General features: G+C 55.6%; 23 protein-coding genes, 1 other RNA gene and 1 pseudogene. 21 read left to right on the top strand and 4 right to left on the bottom strand.

All coding sequences use genetic code 11. The features are described 5' to 3' along the window. The 3 genes from trmD to ROSERS_RS18990 all read left to right on the top strand — a co-directional run bounded on the left by trmD (window position 1) and on the right by ROSERS_RS18990 (window position 1,895). Window positions 1-792 carry a tRNA (guanosine(37)-N1)-methyltransferase TrmD gene (gene trmD / locus ROSERS_RS19000; protein ID WP_041334117.1) on the top strand — a complete coding sequence of 264 codons (792 nt, stop codon included), beginning with the start codon at window positions 1-3 and terminating at the stop codon, window positions 790-792. A 134-nt stretch (window positions 793-926) separates the two neighbouring features. Continuing rightward, entirely contained in the window at window positions 927-1,358 is a 432-nt protein-coding gene (locus ROSERS_RS18995; RefSeq protein WP_011958382.1) for a bactofilin family protein, read from the top strand. Window positions 1,359-1,448: 90 nt separating this feature from the next. Next, entirely contained in the window at window positions 1,449-1,895 is a 447-nt protein-coding gene (locus ROSERS_RS18990; protein WP_011958381.1) for an FtsB family cell division protein, read from the top strand. Window positions 1,896-1,952: 57 nt separating this feature from the next. Here the strand turns inward: ROSERS_RS18990 and ROSERS_RS18985 are convergent, their stop codons facing one another. Continuing rightward, on the bottom strand, window positions 1,953-2,411 hold the full coding sequence (locus ROSERS_RS18985) for a hypothetical protein (protein ID WP_011958380.1): 459 nt from the start codon (window positions 2,409-2,411) through the stop codon (window positions 1,953-1,955). Between the two features lie 81 nt (window positions 2,412-2,492). On the opposite strand from ROSERS_RS18985, the gene ROSERS_RS18980 reads away from it, so the two are divergent. From ROSERS_RS18980 to ROSERS_RS18930, 11 genes are all read left to right on the top strand, one after another. After that, complete coding sequence (locus ROSERS_RS18980) at window positions 2,493-3,485, top strand: glycosyltransferase family 2 protein (protein ID WP_011958379.1); 993 nt, start codon at window positions 2,493-2,495, stop codon at window positions 3,483-3,485. A gap of 77 nt (window positions 3,486-3,562) precedes the next feature. Beyond that, window positions 3,563-4,333 carry a hypothetical protein gene (locus ROSERS_RS18975; RefSeq protein ID WP_011958378.1) on the top strand — a complete coding sequence of 257 codons (771 nt, stop codon included), beginning with the start codon at window positions 3,563-3,565 and terminating at the stop codon, window positions 4,331-4,333. A gap of 33 nt (window positions 4,334-4,366) precedes the next feature. After that, entirely contained in the window at window positions 4,367-5,623 is a 1,257-nt protein-coding gene (locus ROSERS_RS18970) for an LPXTG cell wall anchor domain-containing protein (protein ID WP_011958377.1), read from the top strand. A gap of 1 nt (window position 5,624) precedes the next feature. Next, on the top strand, window positions 5,625-6,152 hold the full coding sequence (locus ROSERS_RS18965) for a methylated-DNA--[protein]-cysteine S-methyltransferase (protein WP_011958376.1): 528 nt from the start codon (window positions 5,625-5,627) through the stop codon (window positions 6,150-6,152). A gap of 115 nt (window positions 6,153-6,267) precedes the next feature. Further along, window positions 6,268-6,624, top strand: a complete 357-nt coding sequence (locus ROSERS_RS18960; protein WP_011958375.1) for an NADH-quinone oxidoreductase subunit A — start codon at window positions 6,268-6,270, stop codon at window positions 6,622-6,624. After that, complete coding sequence (locus tag ROSERS_RS18955) at window positions 6,615-7,118, top strand: NADH-quinone oxidoreductase subunit B (protein WP_011958374.1); 504 nt, start codon at window positions 6,615-6,617, stop codon at window positions 7,116-7,118. Before ROSERS_RS18960 ends, ROSERS_RS18955 begins: the two co-directional genes overlap by 10 nt. Before the next feature lie 38 nt (window positions 7,119-7,156). Further along, window positions 7,157-7,681: an NADH-quinone oxidoreductase subunit C gene (locus ROSERS_RS18950; protein ID WP_011958373.1), complete on the top strand. Its 525-nt coding sequence runs from the start codon at window positions 7,157-7,159 to the stop codon at window positions 7,679-7,681. Window positions 7,682-7,687: 6 nt separating this feature from the next. Beyond that, a complete protein-coding gene (nuoD, locus tag ROSERS_RS18945; RefSeq protein WP_011958372.1) occupies window positions 7,688-8,941 on the top strand; it encodes an NADH dehydrogenase (quinone) subunit D in 1,254 nt (417 codons plus the stop codon). An 18-nt stretch (window positions 8,942-8,959) separates the two neighbouring features. Then, entirely contained in the window at window positions 8,960-9,484 is a 525-nt protein-coding gene (locus ROSERS_RS18940) for a complex I 24 kDa subunit family protein (protein WP_011958371.1), read from the top strand. A gap of 19 nt (window positions 9,485-9,503) precedes the next feature. After that, window positions 9,504-12,293 (top strand): cation-translocating P-type ATPase, encoded by a 2,790-nt coding sequence (locus ROSERS_RS18935; protein WP_011958370.1) that lies wholly within the window; start codon window positions 9,504-9,506, stop codon window positions 12,291-12,293. A gap of 17 nt (window positions 12,294-12,310) precedes the next feature. Then, the gene (locus ROSERS_RS18930) at window positions 12,311-12,757 is read left to right on the top strand and encodes a universal stress protein (RefSeq protein ID WP_011958369.1); all 447 of its coding nucleotides are present in this window, start codon (window positions 12,311-12,313) and stop codon (window positions 12,755-12,757) included. Between the two features lie 210 nt (window positions 12,758-12,967). Here ROSERS_RS18930 and ROSERS_RS18925 read toward each other — a convergent pair whose 3' ends face one another. The 3 genes from ROSERS_RS18925 to ssrA form a co-directional block, all read right to left on the bottom strand. After that, window positions 12,968-14,482: a Swt1 family HEPN domain-containing protein gene (locus ROSERS_RS18925; RefSeq protein WP_011958368.1), complete on the bottom strand. Its 1,515-nt coding sequence runs from the start codon at window positions 14,480-14,482 to the stop codon at window positions 12,968-12,970. Between the two features lie 7 nt (window positions 14,483-14,489). After that, window positions 14,490-19,157, bottom strand: coding sequence for a tetratricopeptide repeat protein (locus ROSERS_RS18920; protein ID WP_011958367.1), 4,668 nt, complete (start codon window positions 19,155-19,157; stop codon window positions 14,490-14,492). 616 nt (window positions 19,158-19,773) lie between these two features. Then, window positions 19,774-20,141: a transfer-messenger RNA gene (ssrA, locus tag ROSERS_RS25260) on the bottom strand. A 241-nt stretch (window positions 20,142-20,382) separates the two neighbouring features. On the opposite strand from ssrA, the gene ROSERS_RS26220 reads away from it, so the two are divergent. The 7 genes and pseudogenes from ROSERS_RS26220 to ROSERS_RS27440 form a co-directional block, all read left to right on the top strand. Then, complete coding sequence (locus tag ROSERS_RS26220) at window positions 20,383-20,535, top strand: hypothetical protein (RefSeq protein WP_157041158.1); 153 nt, start codon at window positions 20,383-20,385, stop codon at window positions 20,533-20,535. Between the two features lie 99 nt (window positions 20,536-20,634). Beyond that, entirely contained in the window at window positions 20,635-21,153 is a 519-nt protein-coding gene (locus tag ROSERS_RS18915) for a UbiA family prenyltransferase (RefSeq protein WP_232282674.1), read from the top strand. Window positions 21,154-21,174: 21 nt separating this feature from the next. After that, window positions 21,175-21,684: an MGMT family protein gene (locus ROSERS_RS18910; protein ID WP_011958365.1), complete on the top strand. Its 510-nt coding sequence runs from the start codon at window positions 21,175-21,177 to the stop codon at window positions 21,682-21,684. A gap of 432 nt (window positions 21,685-22,116) precedes the next feature. Further along, on the top strand, window positions 22,117-22,809 hold the full coding sequence (locus ROSERS_RS18905; RefSeq protein ID WP_011958364.1) for a hypothetical protein: 693 nt from the start codon (window positions 22,117-22,119) through the stop codon (window positions 22,807-22,809). Continuing rightward, window positions 22,775-23,476: a CPBP family intramembrane glutamic endopeptidase gene (locus ROSERS_RS18900; protein WP_157041157.1), complete on the top strand. Its 702-nt coding sequence runs from the start codon at window positions 22,775-22,777 to the stop codon at window positions 23,474-23,476. Before ROSERS_RS18905 ends, ROSERS_RS18900 begins: the two co-directional genes overlap by 35 nt. A 28-nt stretch (window positions 23,477-23,504) precedes the next feature. Continuing rightward, complete coding sequence (locus tag ROSERS_RS18895) at window positions 23,505-24,578, top strand: serine hydrolase domain-containing protein (RefSeq protein WP_011958362.1); 1,074 nt, start codon at window positions 23,505-23,507, stop codon at window positions 24,576-24,578. Window positions 24,579-24,852: 274 nt separating this feature from the next. Beyond that, window positions 24,853-24,948: pseudogene (locus ROSERS_RS27440) on the top strand (transcriptional regulator); the annotation flags it as partial. Between the last annotated feature and the right edge of the window lie 488 nt (window positions 24,949-25,436).

The raw sequence follows: 25,436 nt of genomic DNA, 5'->3' as shown, positions 1-25,436 counted from the left end.
ATGCGCTTCGATGTTCTGACATTATTCCCGGGCATGTTCGCCGGTCCGCTCAACGAGAGCATTCTCAAGCGGGCGATTCAAGCCGGGGTCATCAACGTCGTGCTGCACGACATTCGCGCCTATGCCACTGATCGTCACCGGACGACCGATGATGCGCCATACGGCGGCGGGGCGGGCATGGTGATGAAACCCGAACCGCTCGCTGCATGCATCCGCGCGGTGCTGTCGATGGCGCCTGAGACGGAAGAATCGCCGAAGCCGCCGGTCATTCTGATGACGCCCGATGGTGAGCCGTTCACACAACGGATCGCCGCCGAACTTGCGACCTATCCGCGACTGGTGCTGGTATGCGGGCGCTATGAAGGAGTGGACGAGCGTGTGCGCGAAGCGCTGATAGATCGCGAGATCTCGATCGGCGACTATGTGCTGACGGGGGGTGAACTGGCGGCAATGGTCATCATTGATGCGGTTGCACGCCTGGTTCCGGGGGTCATCGATGCTGAGTCAATCGCCGATGAGTCGTTCAGTGACGGGTTGCTGGAATATCCGCAGTACACCCGCCCTGCGGTATGGGAGGGGCGCGCAGTGCCGCCGGTGCTGGTCTCCGGTCACCACGGCGAGGTTGCGCAGTGGCGCCGGCGTGAACGATTGCGGCGCACCCTGGAACGCCGTCCCGACCTGCTGGCGCGCGCGGCGTTGACTGAGACGGATCGTGCATATCTGCGCACACTGGGATGGAACGATCCGACGGTAGGGGAGGGAGCGGAACACTCCGCTGCGACAAAAAGTTGATCGAAGGTCAAACGTCTTATATAATTGCCGCAGTCGCCGTTCTGGCGATCATTCTGGCGGTACTGGCCGCCGGGAGCGTCATCCGTAGCGCCCGGCGCCATCAAACGAGCAACACCGCCGTTAGAGGAGGAGCGATGTTCGGCAACAGAAAACAGTCTCAGGCTCTTCCCGCCGCGAATCTCAACGGCAAGCCCGAGACGGTGATTGGCGCCAACACCAGCATTGTCGGCACCCTCAAATCTGATGGCAATATCAGGATCGATGGCAGAGTCGAGGGTGATATCGAGATTCTGGGAAATCTGATCATCGGCGAAACAGGGCAGGTGATTGCAACGATCAAGGCGCAGAACGTTCACGTGTCCGGCGCGGTGAAGGGGGAAATCACCGCGATTGAACAACTCGAAATTTCGCCGACAGGCAAAGTCTGGGGTGATATTACTACATCTGCGTTGCACATCGAACCAGGCGGTCTGTTCCGTGGTCAGAGTTCGATGACGACCAATATCGATGAGCCGCTGCTCCTCGAAGCGCCACGTCCCGACCGGCGCGATGAGCATAAGGCGTGATTGGTCATCGCCAGAGCGTACCCAGACACAAGAACCTCATCCACGGCGCTCTGCGGTAACTGGTGTCTTTCTTTTTTGGAGTCGAGATTGATGCCCCGTCGCCGACACGTATCCGCGTCACGCAACCTCACATTGCGCGAACGCCTGAATCCAGGGCGCGCCGGAGTGCACGCGCTCACGCTGGCGATGGTGGTATTGTCGCTGTGGATGATGGCAAGTTTCGTCGGGCAGATCATGACCGGCGCGCAACTCGAGCAACGGCGTGAGGCGTTGCTTGCCGAGAATGCCCGCATTGAGGCGACAAACCGCGCGCTGCTCAGTCAGGTGGAGTATGCCGAGTCCCCCGCCTATGCCGAACAAATTGCGCGGGAGCAACTTGGACTCGCCGCTGAGGGTGATACGGTTGTTCTGCCAACCTTCGAGGATCGTCCTGCAAACCAGGCGACGCCGACGCCAGCGCCGCTCCCTGCGCCTGCACCTCAACTCAACTGGCGTGCGTGGATCCAGGCGTTGAGCGCGGTGCCGGGTGCACCATAGGAAACGACCCTGACGTCTGGCGTCAGGGTCGTTTCGTAGAACCGCTGGACGCTGCTATTACTCGCGCAGGCGTGTCGTTTCACCGGTAGCCGCGTGATCGGGCGATGTGACAGGCGCTTGCGGCGCAGCGCCAGAGTGAATGGTGATCGGGACGCTGGTCGACGACGCCGGAGGTGTATTCTGGCGCGGACGACGCAAGCTGCTGATACTGTGCTGGATCTGCGCGTCGATCCCGACTTCGCGCCCGCGGATCAGGAGGCTGACGCCAGCCAGGAACAGGATGCCGGGGAACAGAAAGTCAACCAGCAGCAGCAACCCAAGCCCGACACCCCACAAACCAACCTGGACGGCTTCAGAGGTTCGTAGCGCGCGCCGCTGGATGTATGCCGCCACTCCACCGGCAATCAATGCACCCGGCGGCAACAGCCACCACAGGTTTAGCCACCAGATGAAACCCAACAGGATCAGACCAATACCCACCACGACTGAACGTCGGTTATCATGCACAACGTTCATTGTTCTCTCCTTCAACCGCTTCGCTACATTCTATAACCTTGTACGCTCTTATGACCCGGTTTGTTGCATCGTGGACATCTCATGATCTCCGTCATCATTGTGACCTGGAACGGCAGACGATTCCTGGATGCCTGCCTGCGCGCGGTCACGGCGCAACTTCACCCCGACGATGAAATTATTGTCGTCGATAACGGTTCCATCGATGGCACCGCCGTGTGGCTACGGCATGCCTGGTCCGCTGTGCGTCTCGTGGCTCTGCCAGCAAATCTGGGGTTCGCTGGCGGCGTCAACGCCGGCTTGCGCGCCGCGCGTGGTGATCTGCTTCTGCTGCTGAATAATGACGCATTTGTCGAACCCGGATGCGTGCCAGCGCTTGTCGAGGCGCTGAGGGATCACCCGTGCTCTGGCGCGGTTGCTGGCGTGCTGACCTTCGATCATCGCCCTGATCTGGTGGCTTCTGCTGGTATCACCGCCTGTCGCAACGGTCTGGCGCTCGATCTGTGGACGGGGCGTGCCGTGCGATCGTTACCCGCTGCACCGCAACCGGTGATGGGGGCAAGCGGCGGGCTGGCGCTCTACCGGCGGACGATGCTCGACGACATCGGCTTGATGGCGCCGGATTTCTTCAACTATCTGGAAGATGTCGATCTGGCGTGGCGCGCACAACTGCGCGGATGGGAATGCCTGGTCGTTCCTGCGGCGCGGGCGCGGCACATCTACTCCGCCACCGGCGGTCAGGGATCACCGCTCAAGCAGCGATTGCTGGGACGCAACCGGTTGCGCGCGATCATTCGTTGTTTTCCTTCGGGTGTTCTGCGTTCCTGCCTGCCGGATATTCTGGCATACGATACCCTGGCGCTGGCATACGCTGCACTTGCCCGTCAGCCAGCAATGATCGCCGGGCGCATCGAGGCGCTGCACGACCGGGCGCAACTCTTGCGCGAACGCCGCGCGATCCAGGCGCGGCGCACCGTATCGGAAGAAGCGTTTGCCGCCTGGCTCGAACCATCACCAACGCCATGGCGAACCCTGCGAACAGCTCGCCGTCTCGACGCCCTGCTCCGCGACCGTTGAGAAAGGGTGTATCGTTCTGTGCAAAAGCCTGATACAATGGTGCCACATCGAAAGTATTCGCGCAATTATCTGGACATATGAACCCATTTCGCGTCTTCTGGCAATCAGCGCGCGACACCTTCGAGGACCTGCTGCCACTCACGCTGATCAGCGTGGTCTGGTTGCTGGTCACGCTTCCATTGCCGATCCTGGCAGCCGGCTTTGCGGTTGGTGGAGCGCCGTTCGGCGCTGCGGCATTGTTGCTGTTGACTACCCTGCCAATGGGAATGGCGAGCGCCGGGTTGACGGTGATCGCGCAACGGATCCACGAAGGGCGCACCGTTTCACTGAGCGACTTCATTGCAGGAGCACGACGGCACTATCGCTTTGGATGGCAAATATACGGCGCCTGGCTTGCGGGATTGCTCATCATCCTGGTGAATGTGGTCTTCTATGCACAGATAGACGCGCCGCCCGGCATCTACCTGATGATGCTGTTCGCGTATTTCCTGGCGGCGTGGGTCAGCCTGTTGATCTATCTCGGTCCACTGGCGTTGTTGCAGGAACGCCAGAGCCTGCTGCTTGCGTTTCGGAACGCACTGGTGCTGGCGTTTGGCAGACCGCTCTTCACTATCGTCACGCAGGCGCTGATGAGCGTTATTGTGTTTCTGGCAACCCTGCCGCCATTCTTTTTACTGCTCCTTATCGCGCCGGCGCTGCTGGCAGTGTGGGGATTCCGCGCAACCGTCGCCCTGATCGCGGATGCCGAGGCGCGCCGGGAAGCGCAGCAGGAACGCGAACGAGCAGCGATCACCAATCCTCCGGCTACCGAAAAGGGGCGTGGCGGGCAGGTTCGACCGCGCGAGTAGCGCACACGGCTCAGACAAGCACAGGAGGCGTGCATGACACCACCACCTGCGACATCAACCGGATGGCGCCCGTTCATTGCCGCAGTGATCGTTGCCGTCGCAACTGTTGCGATCTGCTACATCGCCGTGCCCTCCAATCTGGCAGCCGCCCCTTCAGCGCAGACCGGCACATTGAGCATGGAGATCTCAAAACGCCTGCAGGGTTCGGATGTCATTCAGGTTGGACAGGAGTTGACCTTCACCATCCGAATCACCAATACCGGAACGATCTCGATCACCACGCTGCCGCTGATCGATGAGTACGAGTCGAGCATTCTGCAACTCGAACGCACCATTCCGCTTTCGTCGACGAATATCGTGACGCCAGCAACCGGCGGAGGATTGATCACCTGGAGCGATCTGACGACCGATACGGTCTTTGGTCCGCTCAATCCGGGGCAATCGATCGAAATCATCACCGTGTTTCGCGCGATTGCGCCACGGGTCGCAACCGTGAACCGGGCGCGCATCGGCGCCGCCGTGGGGTTTGGCGGGCAGGAATATGCCGGCGACGAACGAAGCAGCACCGGCGATGCTATCGGCGGGCAGGTGATTGTGAGAAAAGAACTCGTGACCGATACGGTTGCCGCCAGCGGTCTCCCGCTCACATTCACGATCACGATCAGTAACGATGGCGCTGCCGATCTGACCCGCATTCCGCTGCGCGATACGTTCGACCTGACCTACCTCCAATTCGCAAGCGCCATACCAACGCCAACATTGACATCGACAGCGACGATCACAGAAGGCGTGCTGGAATGGGACAATGTCTTGACCGGTCTTGGACTGACCCGACTGCGACCCGGTGAAATCATTACTGTCACGACTGTCTTCACTGCGCTACGCTCAGTTGAGGCGGCATTCATCAACCGCGCCGAAGCGTCAGGCGTGCGCGACGAGTTCGACGACGAAGTCCAGGCGCCTCGCCAGGCGGAAGTTCCCATCCGCATCATTCCCGGACCGGCGGAAGCAACCCCGACATCCACTCCAACTCCAAGCCCGGTTCCGCGTGAGGAACCGCAACCGCGCGATACGCCTGTTCCGGCGACACCAACCCAAACGCCATCCCCAACCGTAGAGACCACAGCCACACCAACTCCCGAAGCAGCCGGGATCGCCGCAACGCCGACCGTGGCAGCACCAGCGACGCTGCCGCGCACCGGCGGTTCGGATCATCTCACATGGACGGTGATAGCGGCGCTGTTGCTGGCAGGCGCTGCGCTGGCGCTGCGGTTCAGACCAGGACTCTGACATGAATCATCCATGCACAATCACAGCAACAATCGCACCTTGCAGGTTCGGATACTTTCTCGTCGCAGCGACGGCGCACGGGGTCTGCGCTGTGACACTCGGTGATGACCCGGACATGTTGCAGGACGACCTGGAGCGCAGGTTCGGAACCGCGATCATCCGGCATACCGGGCATGTGAGCAACAACTTGACCGACACGATCCACAGCTACCTGAACGGCGTCCAGAAACGCCTCGACCTGCCGCTCGACGTGATGGCAACCCCGTTTCAGCGCCTGGTCTGGGAGGCGTTGCGCGCCATTCCATATGGCGCAACACAGACCTATCAGGAAGTGGCGCAACGATTGGGACGTCCGTATGCAGTGCGTGCCGTGGCGCGAGCATGCGCCAGCAATCCGGTGGCGCTGATCGTGCCATGCCATCGAGTCGTGCGCGCCGATGGCGCCCTGGGCGGGTATCGCTGGGGGATCGAACGGAAACGCGCGCTGCTGGCGCACGAGGCGGCGCATATTCAACTTTGTGCATCTTGACACAAATCTGGAAGGGCGTATAATGCCATGCATCCGGGCGCTGCTTCACGGGTGACGCCGCCATCCCGGGCACGCGCTTTGTTTGCTCCATTCGATACAGACGAAGGCGCCATCGATGCTGATCGACTATCTGCCCATTCTGACGCTGTTTCTGGTCGCAATGTTCATTGCGGTCTTCGTGATCGTCCTCTCACGCTACCTGGGACCGCAGCGCCCCAATCGGCGCAAATTGATGCCCTATGAGTCGGGCATGGAGCCGATTGGTCCCGCACAGCGTCGTTTTCCGATAAAATTCAATCTGGTGGCGATGCTGTTCATTCTGTTCGATATCGAGATCATCTTCCTGTTCCCGTATGCACTGGTCTATCGACAACTCGGCATTCCGGGGCTGGCGGCGATGGGGGTGTTCTTTGTGGTGTTGGTGATTGGACTGATCTATGAGTGGCGGCGAGGAGCACTGCGATGGGAATAGAGCAAAAAGCGGGCGATATGGGAATCGTCACTGCATCGCTCGAACAGCTGGTCAACTGGAGCCGATCGAGCGCGATGTGGCCCCTGCTGTTTGGTCTGGCGTGCTGCGCCATCGAGATGATGGGCGCGCAGGGCGCCAATTACGACCTGTCGCGTTTCGGGATGGAGATCAACCGGGCATCACCGCGTCAGGCGGATCTCATGATCGTCGCCGGGCGCGTCTCGCGGAAAATGGCGCCGGTCGTGCGCCGCCTGTACGATCAGATGGCAGACCCGAAATGGGTGATCGCCATGGGAGATTGTGCGGCGTGCGGCGGGGTGTTCAACAATTACGCGATCGTGCAGGGTGTCGATGAAATCGTTCCGGTCGATGTCTACGTCGCCGGGTGCCCGCCGCGTCCCGAAGCGCTGATCGATGGCATTATCCATCTGCACGAGAAGGTGAAGCGCATGCGTCTCGATGGCGAATTGCGCGAGCCGGTTCGCCTCTCGTAGCGGAATCACTGCCGAGCCTGTGCCAGGAGAGTTCAAACATGGCGCTCGACAATGCAACCGTGCTGGAGCGATTGCGTGCGGCATTGCCTGATGCAATCCTTGGATCGGCGGAGTTTCGCGGCGACCTGAGCGTGTACGTTCGCCCGGAACGGATCGTCGATGTCGCACGTTTTCTGCGCGACGACCCGGAATTGCGGTTCAATTTCCTCGAGAATCTGTGCGGCGTCGATTATCTCGGTCGTGAGCCGCGTTTCGAGGTTGTCTATCATCTGATATCATTTACCAATCGTAGCCGCATCTGCCTGAAAGTTGGCGTCGATGAGCATAACCCTTCCGTTCCATCCCTGACCGGACTCTGGCCCGGCGCCAACTACCACGAGCGCGAGACGTTTGATATGTTTGGTATCATTTTTACCGGTCATCCCTGTCTGGAACGCATTCTGATGCCGGAAGATTGGGAGGGGCATCCGCTGCGCAAAGATGTGCCGCTCGGCGCCGAAGAGGTGGCGTTCACCTTCAACCAGGATCGAATCTATGCGCATAAACCGTTTGCGAAGGAGTAAGCCTTTATGACCGTCGCCGAAATCCGCGCACGCAATCTGAGCATTCCCGCACCCAGTCAGATCACTCGTCCGGCGCTTGCCGGAGAGAAAGAGACCATGGTGCTGAATATGGGTCCCCACCACCCAAGCACCCACGGCGTGCTGCGACTGGTCGTTGAACTGGATGGCGAAACGGTTGTCGATGTTGCGCCAGACATCGGGTTCCTGCACACCGGCATCGAAAAAACGATGGAGAGCAAGACGTACCAGAAAGCGGTGGTGCTGACCGACCGCACCGATTATCTGGCGCCGCTCTCCAATAATCTGAGTTATGTGCTGGCAGTCGAAAAACTGCTCGGTTGCGAAGTTCCAGAGCGCGCTACCGTTGCACGGGTGCTGCTGGTGGAACTGCAACGGATCGCCAGCCATCTGGTATGGCTTGGCACCCATGCGCTCGATCTGGCGGCGATGAGCGTCTTCCTCTACGGTTTCCGTGAACGCGAACAGATCCTCGATATTTTCGAACTGGTCTCAGGCGCACGTATGATGACCAGTTACTTCCGGGTTGGAGGGCTGGCGTATGATCTGCCTGCCGGGTTCGATGCAGCCGTCGAGGCATTTCTGCAGATCATGCCGGGGCGGATCGATGAATACGAAGCTCTGTTGACCGACAATCCGCTGTGGATCGAGCGCACGCAGGGGATCGGCGCGATCGACAGCGAAGCGGCGATTGCCCTGGGATTGACCGGACCGGGCTTGCGCGCCACCGGAGTAGCGTGGGACCTGCGTAAAACGATGCCGTACTGCGGCTACGAAACCTATTCGTTCGCCATTCCGACCGCCACTCACGGCGATATTTATGACCGCTACCTGGTGCGGATGGCGGAGATGCGCGAAAGCGTCTCTATCTGCCGCCAGGCGTTGCAACGTCTGCGCGATATAGGTCCCGGACCCTACATGACGTCGGATCGCAAAATCGCGCCGCCGCCGAAGAGCGAAATCACGCAGAGCATGGAAGCGCTCATCCACCATTTCAAACTATGGACGGAAGGATTCAAACCGCCGCGCGGCGACGCACTGGCAGCAGTTGAATCACCGCGTGGAGAACTTGCAACCTACATCGTCAGCGATGGCAGCGCCAAACCCTACCGTGTCCACTTCCGTGCGCCTTCGTTCGTCAACCTGCAATCGCTGCCCCACATGGCGCGCGGTCATCTTGTCGCCGACCTGGTGGCGCTGATTGCATCCCTCGACCCGGTACTCGGAGAAGTTGATCGATAAACGTAAACGAGATTCAGTATGTCATTGATCGAAAAGCACGGCGCCGAGATCGAAGCGATCATTGCGCGCTATCCGCACAAGCCGAGTGCAGTGCTCCCATTGCTCTTCATCGCACAGGACGAATATGGCTACCTGACCGAAGCAGCCATGCGCGAAGTGGCCGAACTGCTTGACATGCCGCCAACTGACGTGTTCGAGGTCGCCGGGTTCTACTCGCTCCTGTACGAGCAACCGGTGGGCAAATGGGTGCTCCAGGTGTGTGATGATGTGCCATGTGCGTTCTGCGGCGCTGAAGACCTGATCGCCACGCTCCAGGCAAAACTCGGCATCGGCGTTGACCAGACGACGCCTGATGGCATGTTCACGCTGCAACGGGTCAAGTGCCTGGCAGACTGTGATCATGCGCCGGTGTTGCAGGCAAACCTGGAGTATTACCACGACCTGACAACGCCAGAGAAGGTTGAACAGGTACTGGCGATGCTCCGCCAGCGTGCAGAGTCTGGCGAGCAACTCAGCATTTCAGGGCGCTACGCAGACCGGTAATCTGTGCGCGAGGAGCGTCGTGTCGGACCACTCGCTGGATCAGCTTGCGGCAATGTCGCCGCTTGAGGTCTGCGCTGCGTTGCAGACCGCTCCCCATGGCATTGACGAAGCGGAGGCGCGCAAACGCCGTGAACGCTACGGTCCGAATGCGATTGCCGACACGCTGCCGGTTTCCACGTTTCGCCGTCTGGCGACCTCGTTCGTCAACTGGATCTCGTTGATCCTGCTGATCGCCGGGTTGCTGGCATTCCTCAGCGACACACCCGTGATCGGGTGGGTCATCCTCGTGGTTGCACTCCTCAACGGCATCTTCACAGCATGGCAGGAATATCTGGCTGAACGCGCTATCGCTGCACTCCGCCAGTTATTACCCGCAACCGCGTATGTGCGCCGTGCCGGGCAGGTACGCCAGATTCCAACGACGGATGTTGTCCCCGGCGATATTCTGCCGTTGAAGCCGGGAACGGTGGTTGTTGCCGACGGCTACCTGATCTCCAGCGAGGGGTTGCGGGTCAAGCAAACGGCATTGACCGGCAACGCGGCGCCGGTAACCAAGGTGGCCGGAGCGATGCCCGATCCGACGCTGGCGCTGGTGGAACGACCCAACATTCTGCTGGCGGGAACGGTCGTGTTCGAGGGGCAGGGCAGCCTGGTCGCCATTCATACCGGCATGCAAACTCTGCTCGGCACTATCGCGGAAAGCACGGCGGCGCTCCGCGCAGAGCCAAGCCCGCTGGGGCAGGCGTTGAACACGCTGGCTGCCACCATCACTCGCGTGGCGATTGTCGCCGGTCTTGGCGCCTTCCTGCTGACCGTTTTCGGGCAACAATTCACCATTCAAGCCGGCATCATCTTCGCTATTGGAATGATCGTCGCCTTCGTGCCGGAAGGATTGCTGCCGACGGTTACCCTGGCGCTGGCGCTGGCGCGCCGCCGCCTGGCGCGGTATGGGGTGCTGGTTCGACGACTGGCGGGCGTCGAAAGTTTGAGTTCGGCGACCGTGCTGTGCGCCGATCGCGTCGAGACGTTGACCAGCACAACCCTCACGGTCAGCGCTATCTGGGCTGGCGGGCGCGTCTACACGACAACCGGCAGCGACTACCGTCCAGAAGGCGCATTTCTGTACGAACGCGCTCTGGTACGGGTCGCATCCGAACCCGACCTGACCGCAGTTCTGCGCGCTGCGGTACTGTGCAACAACTCGCGTCTGATGCCGCCCGACGCAAGCCACCCCGACTGGTACATCGTCGGTGATCCGCTGGAAGGGGCGCTGCTGGCGACTGCGGCGCGCGGTGGCATCGATGAAGCATCACTCGGTCACCGCATCGTTCGTCTGCAGAGTTTCCCTTACGAACCGCGCCGGCAACTTGGCAGCGTGGTGGTTGCCATCGAACGCGATGGGAAACGCGAACTATCAGCGTATGTGCGCGGAACAGGTCGCGCCGTGCTTTCAATCTGCGTCCGCATCCAGTATCACGGTGTCGTTCGCGACCTGGACGACGCGATGAGGCAGGAGATCGAGGACGCCATCGATGAGTATGCCCGCAAGGGTCAGCGGGTCGTCGCTTTTGCCACACGCTCCGTCGAAGAGCCGCTCGAAGGGATCATGTGGCGCGCGCGAGATATTGAACACGATCTCACCTTTCTCGGATTTGCCACGCTCCAGGAGCCGCCGCAACCAGAAGTGGTGCAACTGATCGAGGGATGTCGCAAGGCTGGCATTCGCGTCATCATCGTGACCGGCGCATATGGACTGACCGCTGAAGCAATTGCGCGGCGAGTGGGGCTGATCGATGCGCCGCACGTCCAGATCGTCACCGGTGCGGATCTCGATGCCATGAGCAGCGCCAACCTCGGATTGATCCTCGCACCGCTGGAAGATGTCATTTTTGCGCAACTGGACGCAACACACAAGCGGCGAATCGTCGAAGCGCTGCAGCAACGCGGCGAAATCGTCGCTTTTTTAGGCGACAGCATCAATGATGCACCCGCACTGCGACAGGCGGAAATCGGCGTGGTTGTCAGCGCGTCGGGAACGGCGGTCGCCCTGGCTGCCGCTGATATTGTGCTCAACGCGCAACACCCTGCCGGTCTGCTGCTGGCCATCGAAGAAGGACGCGCCATTTTCGCCAATATCCAGAAACTCGCCGCTTACATTTTTGCGCACAATGTCGCCGAAGCCGCCGTCATCGTCGTGAGCGTCATTATCGGCGCCCCGCTGCCGCTGACCGTGCTCCAGGTGCTGGCGATCGATGTCGGCACCGAACTGCTGCCGTCGGTCGCCTTAAGCACCGAACCACCCGAACCGGGCATCCTGGAGCAACCACCCCGCCCACGCACCGCGCCGCTCCTTGACCGTGAGACATTGCTGCGCACATTTGCAATGCTCGGCATGCTGGAAGGCGCACTGGCGTTACTGGCGTTTTTCACCGTGTACTGGAGCGCCGGATGGCGACCCGGCATGCCGATGGAGAGCAGCGGCGAGATCTATGCCCAGGCGACAACCCTGACCTACATGGCGATCGTGATGGCGCAGGTGGGTGTGGCATTCGCCAGCCGGACGCGCCGGAGTTCAGTCTTCCGGATCGGTCTGTTCACAAACCGGGCGCTGGTGGTTGGAACATTGCTCTCGGTGGTCTTGATGCTGGCGCTGGTCTATATCGAACCTCTGGCGACGCTGTTCAACTTCGTGCCGCCGCAACCGGAGCATTGGGTAATGCTGGCATGCTTCCCGGTGATTATGCTGTTTGCCGACGAAATCTTCAAATGGTGGCGACGCCGCTATCAGGCGGTGCAGTTTGCATTTTGAAGCATGGTGTGTGATCTGTGACCGATCAACGTTCCGCGCCGGTGCGCATTCTGGTGTGCATCAGCGAAGAAGCGCAATCGCAGGCGGTTATCCGGTACGCAGCGCGCGTAGGGGTAGAACTTGGCGCCGAATTGCTGGCACTGCATGTTGAGCCGCCGGGGGCTGCCACACGACGTCCGGCGCGCGCTGCGCAGCAACTGGAGCGTAACCTGCGCCTGGCGCGCGACCTGGGAGCGCACGTCACCGTCATCGATAGTCACCGTGTCGTCGACTCGATCCTCCGCTATGCCCACGAGCATGGCGTACAGCGCATCATCGTCGGCAAACCGCGCCCACGCACCTGGCGGCACTGGATCAGCGGCGACATCGTCACCCGGCTGCTCCGCGACACCGATATTCCGATCGAGGTTGCGCCGCTAAGCAGCGGCGCGCCACGCGAAACGAAGCGGGGGGAGGAGGCATGATAGAGCAAAGCTCAGCATTATTGAACCACGCATGCGCAGGATACGTGGGCATCCTGTATACCCACGTGCACACTCAGTGTGCACGATGCTGGTGTTCCACCGGGCTGGATGCACGAACGTCCCTCCCGCATGTGCGCTCGCTGCACGATTCTGCAGTCGACTGTGCCGCAATTTCCTGTAAGCACAAAATACCCGCGTAGGCTGACAAAATCACGCATTACTTGCCGATCGATATTTTTCTAGCGCTGTGAGTATTTCTCCGCAATATCCTTCTGCTATCCGACGCTCATAGTCATAGAGTGCCATATCTCGATTGTGAGCCAGAGGATTTCGCACTTTTGACAATAACTGAGCACGCTGATCCCAGTAGTTTTTGTCTTTACCGAAAACATCCCTGAAAACCGACCATTCCGCAAATATGATATCAAACAAGCCTCTTGGGTACATAAAATCAACTAGATTGCGAGATGCCCTATCGCCGAAAGATCTTTCCTCTTGCTTTTGCGCCTCTTCACTCTTCTCAAATATTGTCCTTATCTTAGGCTTCTCCTTGCACAACCTCTCAATCCACTGCTCGCCGTAATGCTCTATCATCTTTTCCGTAATAACACGTCGTAACGCCATCTCTGTCTCCCGCCATAGGGGCCACAAATCAACATAGCGCTCTATTATCCTCAGATATGTCTGGAAATGCTCCGAAAAAGCGACATAAACATCCTCATCGTTGAGCTTTATAAGACCATACCTTTGCAACTCTTCAGCATCAGTTAGTTTCGCATCAATCACAGGACCAAACAGAATCTGCAACATCTTGTTAAGTTTTTCATCTTCCTTGAGCACTTCCAATGTATGCTCGTAATGATCAATAAAAGATTGCCCAACATCCTTAGTCGCCTGATCTACATCAACAATGCCTGTTTCACGAAACAGCTCCACTACTTCATAACCTAGCATTTCGAGCAGGTAAGGATGTCCATCACAGTAGAAAAAAAGCCTCTCTCTGACTTGCGGTGTTATTGTAATGCCTATCGATGATAATCGCTTGAAATACTCCTCAAGTGCATCTTCATCAAACATACCCAGGTAATGTTTATGAAAAGTGTGATCGAGGGTTGAGATGGCCGCAGTCTGTAACTCAATACTTTGCAACGACCTTCGAGATGTCGTAACGAAAGTCACGCGCCATTCAGGTCGATAAGACAGTTCACGCAATCCTTGAAATCCTGAAACATCTCCTTTGAATAGTTTACGTGCATGATCAAACTCATCAAGAATAAACAAAATACGTATGCCAGAGCGACGTACTTTCTCAAAGTAGCGCTGAATCCGCCCATACCCTTCGCTCCAGGAGACTTCATCCTGAAGCGCACGGGCAGCAGCGTTCTTGATATCATTAGAAAGCCATCCCAGATTATCCAATTCATCATAACTACTGGTAACAAGCGCACGAAAGAATAGAGATGGTTGATCAAAAGTTGCCAGGTTGATCCAAACAGGGAGTCGTCTTTCTTTCAGAAGATCATTCTTACGCTCCATAATAGACTGATATGCCAGGCTACTTTTACCGATCCGGTAATCACCAATGATTGCCAGATTACCCGGTTCTTTAGGACGAATGACGCGGTTCTCGACGGCGCGAATACTACTACAACGATCAATAAAACGATCGCCGTGTACTATATGTCCATAGTCACTGAATGGATTTATAAAATCGCGTTCCGACATTGCCGCCTCAACTATGAGCAAGCAGCCATTCTCTGAACAATCCGACACGAATGGAGTAGTAGTGACCCCGCTCACGTTCTATCACATCACGCCTGACAAGGTCTTCAAGAATCTCGTCGACGGGTATACTGGTCTCACAGGCAATACTGCTGCGACTGCAGGGACCGGTGCGACTGTTCTCGGCAATCGCAGTAAGCACCTTTAACGCATCTTCATCGCTGATTGCATCTTGTGATGTATCACCCGAATTGATCAAATTATCGAACTTATCTTTACCGAGAGCATTTACACCTCTTATCAGTTCATCTTTTACCTGTTCGACATCAGCTTCTGTCACAAGACTGGCACGCTTGCGGTTCATATACTCAACGAGACGATTGCATAATATCTGGATATAAAAAGGGCTTCCTGCGGTTAACTCCAAGATTCGCTCAATGGCTCTTTCACGATAACGACTCTCTCCATGGCGCCCACCAATCCTAATTGGTTCATCAATCAGTCTGATAGCGTCCTCTCGCCTGAGATAGGTCACTCTCTCGTCCTGAGTTGTCCCAAATTCATTCGGAAAACGTTGCTTAAACTTAGGCATGACGTCCTGTCCGACCAGAACGGCGTTAAAGAAGTTGTCTTGCAACATTGCCTTCCAGTTTTTCATGAACGTTTCTGGGATCATACCCTTCAAGATATATCCATAAATGTACGAGAACTCATCTATCAAAAGAATAACCCGCGTACCCCGCCAGTCAGGAAGTTTTTCAATCGATCGATGGAAACGGTCAAAAGTCTCCCTAAACAACAATAGGGGACTTTGATGTTGATAAAACTCCATACCAGAAGGAAACGATACATCCGGCGAGCTTCTACCCTCACTCAGCTTATCTTCAAGAGAATCCCTTAGTTTACTTAGAATAGTCCAAAGAATATGATACAAGAAGGGAATACGCGAGAATTCATCGAGAATTCCCCCGATATTACCTATATTCACAACGAGCAGATCTTCCTTTAATTTTAACTTTTCCTGCAAATGATAAAGAATAGATGACTTGCCGGCGCGCTTTTGACCATATATCACAACGCACTTGCTCTGCGCCCTGGATGTATCCAATGCATTTGACACATTGGCGATTAGTTCATCACGCCCATAAAACATCGCAGACTCACCCACAATACCACCCTCTGCATATGGGGTATAGGGGTTCTCGATTTCTTCAAATTCTGCGCTCAATCGAATCGAGAAGTTGTTAACTGGCGTCTGCTGAGTTTCTCCTGACCGTGTACGGTAACGAGCGTAGATGGGCAGCGAAAATGCCTGAGCGGACAGAGCTTCTTCACTGAGTTGAACAGGGACTTTCAATATGCGCTGTTCGCCACCGCGTAAAGACCCTTCTAACCTAATAGCAGAGGTCTCTTCATACTGCTGAATAACCAGTTCTACTGCCTCGGCCGGGCTACATCCCACTCGGTTGCTAATCCCAACCTGTGCCTCTATTAATCGGTTATTTCCGGGCATGTAAGTTTCAAGAGGCAATCGTATGGTTAACTGTGGTGTTGATGTTTCATATAGTTGTGTCAAATAGGCGTTTATCTTGCTCTGAATGCCTTTAACAAGAGGGTACATGTCCTCTACTGAAATCTTTGTGGGGCTTATCTCAATCTCGTTGAGCAGGTCCTGGCAACGATTCTCAATTTGAATACAAAGTCGCTCCTTTTCTTCAAAAGCGTTCTGATTACACAACTCAAGAGCAGTTTCCAATACCTTTTGAATTTGTATCACTCTTTGCCGATCGAGTTCGAAGAATAACCTTCCAGTAATTTTCTTTATTCTTTCCACTCCATGTTCGAGGGAGGCAGTAGTAAGTTCAACTCGATTCAGTATACGAAATTCGTTCAATAGAGAGCGGTTTTCGTCTAGTATTTTCCTGACCAAACCGTTCCACAGCCTGAAAAAGTCATCAAAGCGCTTTACTATACCGATAGATACACCTGCCGACTTCAAATACTCTAATGCCATTGCTTGTAGAGACGACTTGTCGTAGATTCGGTTGAGCAAACGATTAGCCGCGTACCGGCTACGAAAAACGAGATAGGCAATTGCATCGAAGGCTTTATTGCGATCAGGATGACGTGTTAGAACAAATTCCAGAGTTTCATCAATAGTGGGGATACTTGGTTTAATAGGGATTTGTGATTGTCCCATTGTTGAAAACAAAAATCTGACCAAGGCATTGACTGCATCCTGTTCATCTCTGCTTCGGCTTCGATCTCCGTCATATACACTTAGCGCTTCACAGTAATACTCTCGCGCTGCATCTAATGGCCTGTTTTCAACAACGATCGCGTCGCCAGACGAAGCGAAACTACGACAAAGATACTTATAAAACTGATTCGGATCCTCATCTTCTAGCAAAGAAGTTATTTTGGCTGCAGATAGGTAATAACTAGCGCGTTCGCGCGGACGAATAGTTCGAGAACGTGTAGCTAACTGTTCTAGAGTCGAAATATCACTGCGATCAAAACTCTTTGTCTGGATGTGATCCGCTCGAACCCCCTGATAATCACAGCGATCCAGGTAAAACCTGGCAAATCCGCTAATTTCTCTAGGAATGTCTGATAATGCTGTCTCAACAATTATTTCATTTATAGAAATCACCTGACCAACCTGTGCTTGTCTAATTGCTTCCAGCAACTCTGCCGCTTGGGGGTCAGGTGTAGTTAATAAAATACCATCCAGTATTTTCCGTGCCTCTTCATAACGTTCTTGTTTAAAAAGACAGAGAGCGATATTTCTTTGTATGGACTTGTTGTCAGGCTGCGCTCGTCGCAATTCCTGGAAAGTCTGCTCGGCTCGAACATAGTCTTCTTTTCTGAGGTATCCTATTGCAATCTGCCATAGAATCTGTGCTTTTTTGGTTTCTGTGTTGGCTTGCTGGAGCTGCTTGTGAAGTAGTGAAATCGCTTTATCGTGTTGACCAGCATTTTGATAAAAGTTGATCAGCATATTATCCACAGACTGCTGGTTGGAAATACGACTCCTGTTTTTTTCCAGCACTTGAATGGCTTCATCTGGTCTCCCCAGTTGAACCAGCAATGCTGCCAGGTCTTTGACAGCACTTTCGACATTATCGCCTTGCCTGATGGCATCACGAAGCAGCTGGGCTGCTCGCTCAAGATCTTTCTCAACTAGTTGAACACGCTTGGCTCGCGCATAGGGATTTGAGCCTTTGGGAATACCACTAACTCTGGCATACTCACGCCACTTTTCATAGGAATCCTGTGCAGATGGAAAATTGGGTCTGGCATCCAGTACCTTCTTTACAAAAGCAATCGCTTTCGAATAGTCACCATCATTGGCATACTCAACAGCCTTTGCAAACATCTCTTCAAGAGTACGGTACAGCGCAACCCTTACCGCGATAGGACCCTTCTGTCCCTCACTTGATTCGAAGATCACCGGTATCCTTTTGCCAGATGTGAAATCACGAAGTTGTGCAAGCAAGTCGTCATCAGATACAGCAGTGATATGGAAAAAGTAATTTCTTCCATCTTTACCTTCGAGAAAACCAAAGTTACGGTCCCTCCTGTATGAGAAAATAAAACCTTGTGGATTATCGAGACTCATTTGGACAGATTCAGGTGATTTTTCCTCTAAAAAACCTGATACTCTTTCATGGTATGCTGCATCCTTTTGCTCTTGAAAATGGTCAAAAACCTCGATCACTAAATCTTCGAGAGCATGGTCTTTTATCCAGCGTTGGACAGTATTCGTGGCGATCTGTCCGCGTCCAGTGGCAGTTAAGAGGTAGATCCCTGTCTCCAATAGCAAAACAATCTCGTCCTTCGATGCAATCTTTACTCTTTTTCTGGCTATCTCTTTAATTGTTTGATAGTCGGAGAATTTCCTGATCAGGCCAGCGTAGATATACCAGGTGTCCAATTCATCTGTGATGGGATTCACTTTGAAGAAATTCCCAAAACAGTAACAAGCCAGCGCTTCATCGCCCTTTGCTAATGCCTTCGCTGCCAGGTTATACCAATCCAGGGCATTATTTGAAATGGAAGCTGATTCCTGATACAAAGCCAGAGACTTTTGGTTATCGCCCGCAAGGTGATAAAAATACGCAAGGTGCCGCTTCACGGAAGAAGAACGCGGAAATTGCTCTGATAGAGAAGCAAGCTCTCCTACTAAAGACTGTATTCTACCAAATTTAGCGCTCAGTTCATTTATTTTTTCTGCGTATTCGTACTTGTTCTTAACGCGATTCCAGATTGTCAGTGCATTAGCGCTTTGCTTACCCTGCATCTCATTCGCCGGAAAAACAAAATCTGGCACCTTTATCTGAATGAAAGAAACCTGTTGCCTGACCTGAAAGCGTGCTTCAATTTCCAGGAGTCTCTTGATGGTTTCCTGATCGGCAAGGTCTGGAGGTGATAATGGAGGTGGAGAAGCGGATGACGGCTCTGGCATCGGTGTGTGCTCCAGTGGCTCTAGGCTCCTGGAAACGCGCCAGGTACCGATCATTTCTAGCAGGATGGTCACCGAATATCCGGCATTTTCCAGGGTGACGTGGTCGCGTCCGATTTCTACCAGGATTCCGCTTACATCTTGCCCATCCTTCAGGGAAAAGATAACAGTGCTACCTATTGGAATCTGACGTTGGATTATCTGCGAGAGCATCGTACTTATGCTTTGGCAATGTCTGACTTTCAATCTGAAGAAAGTAAACAGATCACCTCTTTTACTGCTTGCGCCACGTAAGACAAATCATTGTTCGCATCTTCCTGCACTGTACAGTATTCATCGGCTATTAGTTCGCCGCTTCCAGGATATGCTCTGGAAGGCGGATAGTTCTCTCCAACGCACACCACCTCTCACTCCACTGCCAACCGTCCAGCAGTAACCGCATAGACGGGTTAGAATTAGCAAGGGGGGGTACTTCCAGACCGCGAAGTAGTATGCACCCTTCGACTCTGGCACGCGGTCTACTGTCAAGAAAAAGTATACTTCAACACACGCTTGATGTAAAGAGTTTCACGTTATTCTCTTCTGGCTAATTACTCAACTTGTCTGGGGTGACAGGGGTGTAAGATCTTGCCTGCCCGATTGACTGATCAGAGTCGACACCGGTCAGTTGCAAACTAATGGCGCGCCGATGCATCAAAGCAATGCTGTAAACCACTTGTCAATGTACTACAAGGTATTGGTCGCAACGATGACGCACCGCTCCAGCCCTCCTCACCGCTTGCTTTCAACGAAATACAAAACGCCCGGAGGAACCTCCGGGCGTTGCGGTTGGTGGAGATGGGGGGAGTCGAACCCCCGTCCAGAAAAGTTAGACTCAGGCGTCTACAAGCTTAGTTCATCGTTTGCTGTCGCTCGCGGTCGCACGATGAACAGAGCGACCTTTGAGCCATCCTGCTGATCTTAGCCCGACGCCGCAGGCATTCGCCGGGAGCGCCCCGACTTGCTGACGCTCGAACTTACTCCATCGGGGTGAGAGCAAGGGAGCGGGCTGCTGTTTGTTTAGGCAGCCAGAGCCATCGCCGGCTTGAAGGCGACGACTTTGTTGGTGTTGGCAGTTATGCCGTTGCCCCTTTAACGAGACTGGGCGGCTCGGCTTGCAACCTGAGACATCCTTCCCTGTCGAGACCAGTCATCCCCTTGTGGAGTATATTGTAACCGATCATGAGTGGTACGTAAAGACTTGTTCGTTAGAACATTGTTAAGGGTAGAGAGCACAATAATCTTCCCCCAGCGTAACGATCTCTTCTCTCCCGCAGGCATCTTTGCGGCATATACTTGGTACTGCGGAGCATACCCCTGTTTGAGCACATATTTCGTGATCGTTCACCACGCTCAGACCCTCCACCAACACCTTCGCAATTGTTGAAGCAGTTGATGGATGCGCGCATATGACTCAGAGTTCGCCATGAACCGCACGCAACTGAACATCTCGCGCTTCATCATCGATACCCTGCCAGTGAAGATGGCGACCCTGCTATTTGTCTCTGGTGACGAATCTGTTGTAACTGCCGGAGATCATGCGCGTGCCTGACACGATCATCGTTTCAGTCAGGCAGCGACCGTCATAAACCCTTTTACCTTTTACCTTTCTATGCAACCGCCAGTCAGCATCGCCAGGAAAGCCCGGGGCGTGATCCAGATCTTCCGTCCCGAGTTGCCTATCGCGGCAGGCGTGTGCGTCCTGCTTGGGGAGGTGCTGGCACTGGGCGCTGTTCCCCCGTTGCCCGTCCTTGGGACTGGCTTTGCCTGCGGCTTCTTGCTGTCCGGCTCGGCGCTGATCACCAATGACTACTTTGACCTGGAAGTAGATCGGATTAACGCGCCACACCGTCCCTTGCCCGCCGGTGTCCTCACCCCGGCCGAGGTGATGACGCTCGGTCTGGTCACGGCGCTGCTCGGGCTTGTCGCCGCCGCGACCTTCAGTCCGCTGGCCCTCGGGCTCAGCCTGATCATCTGGCTGCTTGGCTTCCTGTACAACTGGCGGCTCAAGGCGGCGGGGCTGTGGGGCAACCTCATCGTGGCCATCTCAGTGGGCATCACCTTTGTCCTTGGCGGGATTGCCGTGGGCCGACCCTGGAGCCCCATCGTCTGGACTTTTGCGCTGATTGTGCTGGTCTTTGATCTGGAGGTGTGCATATGTCCTGGCTGAACGCCGTGAATGACCACTCACATGGCATCAAGACGTAAAACCTGGCAGGAGAAGATGGCGGACAAGGAAGGTCTGCCGAAGATTCTGCCCCTGGAAGAACGATTTCCCTGCTACAACGCCCTGCACAGCATAGGCGTGGAGGCCGGCGACCCGGTTGTGCTGGTGAACTCTGGCGAGGTGGTGGCGTTGATGCGGCAGATGCCTTACGGCCATCTCACCACGATCATCGAAATCTGTCAGGCCCTTGCCCGGCACTACCAGGTCAGGGGCTGCTGCACGCTGACCACCGGCATCGTTATCATGACGGCTGCTAACGCCGCCGTCGAGGCGGGCGGCGCGCCGCCGGAGCTGGACATCCCGTACTGGCGCACCCTGAAGGCTGACGGCTTCTTGAACGAGAAATTCCCCGGCGGCGCGGAGGCGCACAGGGCGCTGCTGGAACAAGAAGGCTTCACCATCGCCCGCAAAGGCAGGCGCTATGTTGTGGCAGATTACCGCCGCTATCTCTTCACAGACTTTTCCTTCAGTTGAGGAACCCGCCTGATGCGCGTGTTTCGCACCTGGCCTGTCTCTCACCGTTGGTTGGGGACGGTTGACCCTGGCGACGCGCCGAGACTTCTCGGCGCGTGGCATCGCAAACAGAGACTGTAATGGTATCCGAGCCGGTTTTTCCTCCAAATATCGAAACTGACCAGCCAGAGGGCCATCAGCAGAAGTCGGCCATCCTTAAACTGCTCTTAAGGAGGACACGTTACACTCAGGCTGCGTTCGCCAGATCGTTATCCAGGGAGGCGTCTCCATGGTCACCACATCCGCTAAGGCCGCCGACGAACCTGTCGAGTTATCGGATCGTGCGATCTCCTGAGCATACACCACGAACACGCTTGGGAAACCACGGCAAGCCGCTCGCCCCGCGCAACCATCGAGCACTGATGTTCACCCCAAAACGAAGGAGTTTCTACAATGGATCTTACTGCTATCCTCTTCCTGATCGGTTTCATAGTCGTATTTGGCTGGTTTCTTTACACATTTACTCAATCGAGCCGTAAGGAGAAGGAAACTAAACAACTGCTTACCCAAAGCCTGGGTTTCTCCTCATTCGAGGCAGATAGATCTCTTGCCGGGAAAATATCCAGCCTGTACCAGCGACCAGGGTCGAAAAACAATTATCAGTTGCGACATGTTTCCCGGCGTCTCATCCCGGATGGAACAATGTTCCTGTTCGATCTGGTGGATAGATCCGGAAATGATGACAGTTGGGTCGAGCGACAGGCAGTGGCAATCATTTCCCCATCGCTGAAATTACCGCCGTTTGCGCTCTTTCCGAAATCTAACCCAAAATACGCCCTGAGCGGATTGGCCAATCAGGTTGTGGAATGGGGCATGTCGAAAATCGGCGAACCGGTGGCATTTCCCCAATACCCGGCGTTGGGTGAGCGATATGTCGTTACCTCGCAAGACCCGGAAGGGTTGCGCGTGTTTATGGATGATTCGCTGGCGCGTTTTTTCGGTCAGACTGAAATGTATACGATCCATGCCGCCGGGGATATGTTTACGTTCGCCGAGATAGATCCCAATTTCAAGACCGCCGATATCCAAAGCATGACCCGCCGCGTCAACCGTGCCATGGAAATCTTCCACGCATTGCAAAAATAAAACCTTGAATATGAGACGTCAGATTTCCAGTGCCTCCTTGCTGTTCGGATTACCCTTCCTGATCCTGCCAGTCATGGTCGGAATTTTCACTTTATTTGCCCACTGGCTCGGCGATCAGGCGGGTTATCTGCTTGGCTTCGGCTTCTACTGGCTGCTTTGGTGCCTGATGATACCCCGCATTCTGTTGGGCAAAGCGGAATTTGCCACGATATTGCATGACCGCGCTCCCCTGTTCAGCCGGGCGAACTGGCCTGCGGCACTGCTCTGGCTAACGGTCACACTGGTTGCCGTTTTCATGTACACCGGGGAGTTCGTCCGCGCCCCGCCGATCCTGATTCTGATCGCCGTACCGCTGGCAACCCTGAACGGCTGCTGTGAAGAGATTCTCTGGCGCGGATTGTACGTGCGTTGTTTTCCGCACAATCCCTGGCTGGCAATTCTGTACCCTGCGGTCGGGTTTGCCCTCTGGCATGTCGCTCCGCAGATGATTTTTCCCGCCGAAAACATGTTCGGCTTCGTTCTTTCGACGTTCTTCCTGGCTCTGCCCTATGGTTACATCGCCTGGCGCACCGGTTCAGCCAGGTGGACGGCGATTTCACATAGTCTGAGCGAAATCCTGGCCCTGAGCGGTTCCCTCGCGCCGACCATGCTGGCGTTGTTCCCATGATGTCGATGGCAACGAGTAAGGAAAAACCATGACCGACAAAACCAGAAAACTTCAATCCCTGCTGACGGCACAGGTTGGCAAAGGCGGACTGCACAACATCGTCGCTGCGGTGCAGTCTTTCGACCGACGCCTGGATTTCGTCGGCGCGGCAGGGGTGGCCGACCCCGGTAGCGGCGCGATGATGCAGCCTGACACGCCCTACTTCATCGCCAGCATCACCAAAATGTATACTGCCGCGATTATCATGCAACTTTACGAGCAACAACGCCTCGACCTCGCCGCGCCAGTTTCAGACTATCTGCCAGCTGATCTGCTGGATGGCATTCACAACTACAAAGGTGCCGATTACAGTCGCCAGATCAAGGTGTTCCAGCTGGTCAACCAGACGTCCGGCCTGGCCGATTTCGAGACAGATAAACCCCGCGGCGGAAAAAGTGTCCTCGAGGAATTGATAGCCGGTCACGATCGCGCTATCGACACTGCCGAAGCGCTCACGATCACCCGCCGACTGGCGCCTCATTTCCCGCCAGGAACACCCGGCAAAGCCTATTACTCCAATCTCAACTATCGCCTGCTTGGCGAGATTATCGAAGCCCTTACTGGAAAGCCGATGACGGTCAATTTCGAGGAGCGCATCTGCGCACCACTTGGCTTGCAGCACACCTACCTCTACGATTGGACAAAGCCTCGCCCCGGTAAGCCACCCGCAACGCTGTATCTGAACAACGCCCCGGTCAATGTCACCAAATACCTTTCTTCCAACGTGTCGGACGGCGGCCTGGTTTCGACTGCTGCTGAATGTATGACGTTCCTGCGCGCCTTTTTCGAGGGGCGCCTGTTCGACCAGACCCTCCTGCAGCGAATGACGCAGTGGAATGCGCTGTTCTTTCCGCTACGCTACGGCTACGGGTTGATGTACTATCAATTGCCGCGTTACTTCTGGATTACCCCGCTCCCTGAATTCGTCGGCCATTCCGGCTCGACCGGGTCCTTCGCCTTCGCCTGCCCGTCGCGGTCGCTCTATATCACCGGAACCCTGAACGTGATTGCCCCGGCACGGCCATTTTTCTTCATGATGGATCTGGTTCGCACTGCACGTTGAGCGGGCTGGCGGATGGCGCAACCATCAGCACAGGAATGATTCACGCTGGTACGGATTTCAACCACATTCGATGGTGCGGCTGAACAATTCTGGGATGCGATCAACCGCCCGGACTCGATGCTTTGTCTCCGCATCGCTCCTGCGCTTCGAGCCGGTGGTTCCTGGCGAACCCGATGACGAGTGGGTCGGTGGTGAAACATATGCCTTGCGTGTACTTGCAATGCCACTGTAGAACGATTAAGGGCGCGGCTTCTTGATCCCATTGCGGGATCATGTTACGCTTGAGATGATTCGGAAGTTACACCAGGGCTTAGGGGCGCCGGCTGAGGTCTTGATCCAGCCCTATGACCTGCAACGCCGGGCTGCGTGAGCAGTGCTATCAAAGTTCATCACCAACGTCCCGATGTTCTACCGCGTTCCCGACCTCCCGGTGGCGGCGCTTGCAGACGTGTTATGGACGTTATGTCCTCAGCAGGTAACTACTCAGGCTGCCTGGCGTTCAGCGATTGAAATCGCCTCTGGAAAGCTTTTAGCCGGGCGTCCACCTGCGTGGACGCTGCCACAGCGACCTCATAGGCGGTCGCCTGGCGCGAAGCGTCCGCTCAGGCGCGGTTTCAACCGCATGCCTGAGCAGTTACCTCAGTTCAGCGATTGAAATCGCCTCTGGAAGGCTTTTCGCCGGGCGTCCACCTGCGTGGACGCTGCCACGGCGACCGCATAGGCGGTCGCCCGGCGCGAAGCGTCCGCTCAGGCGCGGTTTCAACCGCATGCCTGAGCAGTTACCTCAGTTCAGCGATTGAAATCGCCTCTGGAAGGCTTTTCGCCGGGCGTCCACCTGCGTGGACGCTGCCACGGCGA

The organism is Roseiflexus sp. RS-1, from assembly GCF_000016665.1.
In the GTDB taxonomy this organism is placed as follows: Bacteria; Chloroflexota; Chloroflexia; order Chloroflexales; family Roseiflexaceae; genus Roseiflexus.
Note: the sequence above shows the minus strand (reverse complement) of the source record. Positions and strands in the feature narration are given on the sequence as shown.